Genomic DNA, 3,786 nt, shown 5'->3' on the forward strand with positions numbered 1-3,786 from the left:
AAACCTTATTAAAAGCACCCTTATTAATGCCATACTCAATATTCCTAATATAAAACTCAATTAATTTATCCTCAAACTGCTTCAGGCATTTGTCAATTGCTTCACTTGTGCCCGCTACTCGACTATATATTTCTGATAGTTTCTCGTTCTGGGCGAAGATTTCCATGGTTACACGTTTTGTTTCTACAAATCTTTTGTACAAATCTTTTTCGGTTGTGTAATAGGTGCTAACGCCTGAAATAATTTGATCCGCGAATTCTTCCAGAAGCGCTTTTAAAATATCCTCCTTATCAATAAAGTAATTATAAAAGGTACCAGTTCCAAAACCTGATTTAACTATTATTTCGCGGACTGAAGTATTAAAATATCCCTTTTCAACAAATAGATCAATAGCGCATTCCAAAAGTCTTTGCCGACGTTCTTTGTTTTGCCTTAATTTTGGGATAGGCATCTCTATACCCCCGTCCTGAGTGTACATTCGTTCACCTAAATTATAATATGATTGTTAATAACGGTCAACTTCAAATGTTGGTGGTATATTGCCTTAAAGGAGTCAATTTTAAAATATACATCCATTTCCTCATTCAAACCGTTAATAATGAAGCCATATGAGAATGCCTAGATAGGACATTTCGGGTAAGGTTTGATATTGGCTCATCATCTCCAGCATAAACAAAAGCGGCGACAAGAATCAATAGACTTTTATATCGCAAAATAAATGTGATAACATAATAACAACAAAAAACTAAAGAAGCCGAAGGGAAATTTAAGATGGCCAATCAAAATTCAGCCGACATCCTTGCCAAATTTGATCAAGCTTATCCCGTCTATTCCGATTTTACAAATGTCACCGAAAACTTGTTAAAAGGAATACTTCAGCTTAAGGGTATTAACGTTCACTCGATCACTTCCCGGGTAAAGAGCCGGGAGAGCTTAAAAAGAAAGGTAAACCGGGAAGATGATAAATACACCAAACTGGAAGACATCACCGATTTAGCCGGGATTCGGATTATCACTTATTTCGCTGACCAGGTGGATCTTATCGCGAGTTTCGTGGAAGAGGAATTTGAAGTAGATCGGGCAAATTCCGTGGACAAGCGTGAATTGATTGACCCTGAGAAATTCGGCTATCTCTCCCTTCACTATGTCGTCAAACTTCCCTCCTTTAGACTCCAGCTTATTGAGTACCAGCGCTTTAAAGATTGCAAAGTGGAAATTCAAGTTCGCTCTATCCTGCAGCATACCTGGGCGGAAATTGAACATGACTTAGGTTATAAAAATAAACACGCCGTTCCCCGCGAAATCCGGCGAAGCTTCTCGCGACTGGCAGGATTACTGGAGTTGGCAGATGAAGAATTCATCAAAATTCGTTCCAACCTCGCTAATTACGAAGCCGAAGTTGAAGCTCAGATCGAAAAGACTCCCACAATGGTGCTGATCAATCAGGCATCGCTAAAATCCTATGTCCTGAAATCCAAGCCTATCCGCAGACTCGACCAGATGATCAGTCAGATCGTCAACGCTGATTTGGAATTAAAGGATCGTTTTTTTGGCTATCTCACTACAGTCTTTAGTTACCTGGGAGTGAAAACCATTGGAGAACTCGATGAAATCGTTCAAGACATCGGAGATGATCTCTTAAATTTCCCTCGCAATGGACTCAAAAACAAACAGGGCGAGAAGGTCAATTGGGGGACCTCTTTATTCTACTTGGCTTATGCCATCGTCGGCCGAAGTGGTTCCCCTGAGCAAGTATCCGATTATCTTGAACACTTCAAAATCGAGGCCCCTGAAAGTCGGCAGGAGCTCATCCAACAAATCCTGGCAGCCTATTCTTCGAAATCTTAAAAAAGTTCAAGCCGAAATTGGCTATGCTTCGTATTAATAGGATTAATGAGCTACAGATAATTTATAGTTTGTGGGGAGCGTAAAATGAGTTATAGAATACCTGCTGGATCAATAGAAATTCGCAAAAATGCTCTCCAGAAATTCAAAGTACGTACATACTCCCAATCCTAAAGATTTTAACAAATCACTTGTTGCTGCAATCACCCCAGATGACTTTTTCGCTCTACTGTAGACCCTCGTCCAACGTCAACTGCTCCAGCGAACGAGTTGCCGCTGAGAGTCTGTGGTTATAAATTTTGTGCATCGCTACATTTGTTTCCCTGTCGCTCTTATATTTATATACCCCAATATAAGGCTCCTCGACGTAGTACCCGTCCCCCTGCGTATACAGACACAGCGTCTTCTCCTCCCTTTCCAGAACCAGCCTGACAACAAGGTAATTCTCCTGTGTAGGATAATCGTTTACAGATTGCGTCGGAGCTTTTCTGGCCCCGGAGAGGGCGGACAGAACGGTTTTGATGTCCTCGCTGTCCGTCACCGTCGTACGACCAACACACGTGCCCTTGTTAATCTGTTCCATCTCCATGGAAAGCACAGAGGTCGCATCGGTAAGCTCCAGCTTCAGCGCAGGATTCGTCAACAGGCATACAGACGAGAAAATGACTGCCAATACCGAAATGATCAGTACCCATGCTGCGGGCTTTTTCATTATTTCAGCTCATTTTACCAGCCACCCATAATCCTGCCTGCAATCCACGATATAGTCTACATATACCGTCTGATCCTTTATCTGATAGAGAATTAAATACCACTTTTCGACGAATAGCTTGTGGTACTTATTGAGCGGGATAAATTCCGCATCAAGAAATGGAAAACGCTCCGGCATGGTGGATAGGGGACGAATAGCGTTCATAAGATCGTTTTTTAAATTACGCGCAGCAACGGGGCTTTTTTGTGCCAGAAACCGAACATGGCCCGCCAGCATCTGACGGGCACGGTCGGAAACAATCACTTTATATTGAGGCTTCTTTTCCATGTTCCACCTCATCAATAATGCTCTCCAGATAGCTGTCCAGTTCATCCAGGGTCACTCCGGAACGTCCGGCCAGACGGTCTTCCTCAACAGCCAGCAGTTCTTCGCGTAGTTTCAGCATTTTTTCGCGGCGGGTAAACGCCTCTATATCCATGACCACGAGATCGCCCTCGCCATTTTTCGTAAGATACACAGGCTCACCGGAGGATTTGCACAAAGCCGCAATTTCATTATAATTTTGCCTGATACTTGCGGACGGTTTAATCTGCATGGTATCAACTCCTTATAGTAACATTCTACTTATATTATACCCATTTCTTACTATGCAATCAATTGTTGGTTATAATCTTTAAATCTCCTGTGCCCGTTATAATCGCAATAATATTTTTAATTAGTCGTTCATGTCTTTTCCGCGCTTGGGTATCAATAGCCCTTGAGTAAACCGGCTTGAGCCGCCAGCCCCACAATCGTTATGGAACGAATATCGCGGATTTTTTGCAAATATATCGTCAAAAAATTTGGTACTGAAAAGTGAGCCATATATAAAACGGCCAGAATTAATGACAGCAAGAATGATTATGGCAATATTTTTTCAAAGTAAAGCTCTGGTAAAACAATTCTAACCTCGCGCTCTTGGTGTAATGTTTCTTTTGATTTCTTCCTGTCGAACCCGAGTTTTTCTTTGTTATGATTTATCCTATTGTAAAAGTGATGCCCCGAATCATGGGCTCTTTTTGTTTTCTTGAATTAGGGTTTGTGATTTATAATATTTTGATAAATTGAATGCCGGTCGGGGTTGAGGTGAACTTCGACCGGCTTTTCTATTAGATAGGCTCATATACCTACGGCGGGGATGGAGCCAATTTCAACTACAAAACCTCTTTATTCATGAATCATAAACCAAT

5 protein-coding genes are annotated in these 3,786 nt (G+C 41.7%); 1 reads left to right on the forward strand and 4 read right to left on the reverse strand.

Annotated elements, in window-relative coordinates:
- Positions 1-451 (reverse strand): TetR/AcrR family transcriptional regulator (locus tag UF75_RS24980; RefSeq protein WP_045577227.1); only part of this gene is annotated, 451 nt, incomplete at its 3' end.
- Positions 452-771: 320 nt separating this feature from the next.
- Here UF75_RS24980 and UF75_RS24985 point away from each other — a divergent pair.
- Positions 772-1,848, forward strand: a complete 1,077-nt coding sequence (locus UF75_RS24985; RefSeq protein WP_045577228.1) for a hypothetical protein — start codon at positions 772-774, stop codon at positions 1,846-1,848.
- A gap of 223 nt (positions 1,849-2,071) precedes the next feature.
- On the opposite strand, the gene UF75_RS24990 is transcribed toward UF75_RS24985, so the two are convergent.
- From UF75_RS24990 to UF75_RS25000, 3 genes are read right to left on the reverse strand one after another with little or no spacing between them, the layout of a single operon-like run.
- The gene (locus UF75_RS24990) at positions 2,072-2,557 is read right to left on the reverse strand and encodes a DUF5301 domain-containing protein (protein WP_045577229.1); all 486 of its coding nucleotides are present in this window, start codon (positions 2,555-2,557) and stop codon (positions 2,072-2,074) included.
- A 9-nt stretch (positions 2,558-2,566) separates the two neighbouring features.
- Positions 2,567-2,884 (reverse strand): type II toxin-antitoxin system RelE/ParE family toxin, encoded by a 318-nt coding sequence (locus UF75_RS24995; protein WP_045577230.1) that lies wholly within the window; start codon positions 2,882-2,884, stop codon positions 2,567-2,569.
- Complete coding sequence (locus UF75_RS25000; protein WP_045577231.1) at positions 2,862-3,152, reverse strand: type II toxin-antitoxin system Phd/YefM family antitoxin; 291 nt, start codon at positions 3,150-3,152, stop codon at positions 2,862-2,864. The genes UF75_RS24995 and UF75_RS25000 overlap by 23 nt, the downstream gene beginning before the upstream one ends.
- Between the last annotated feature and the right edge of the window lie 634 nt (positions 3,153-3,786).

It is taken from the genome of Desulfosporosinus sp. I2 (genome assembly GCF_000960765.1).
GTDB lineage: Bacteria > Bacillota > Desulfitobacteriia > Desulfitobacteriales > Desulfitobacteriaceae > Desulfosporosinus.

Bases quoted from the DNA above. Each gene is read 5' to 3' on its own strand.
- UF75_RS24985 (WP_045577228.1), top strand. From the start codon at position 772: ATGGCCAATCAAAATTCAGCCGACATCCTTGCCAAATTTGATCAAGCT.
- UF75_RS24990 (WP_045577229.1), bottom strand. From the start codon at position 2,557: ATGAAAAAGCCCGCAGCATGGGTACTGATCATTTCGGTATTGGCAGTC.
- UF75_RS24995 (WP_045577230.1), bottom strand. From the start codon at position 2,884: ATGGAAAAGAAGCCTCAATATAAAGTGATTGTTTCCGACCGTGCCCGT.
- UF75_RS25000 (WP_045577231.1), bottom strand. From the start codon at position 3,152: ATGCAGATTAAACCGTCCGCAAGTATCAGGCAAAATTATAATGAAATT.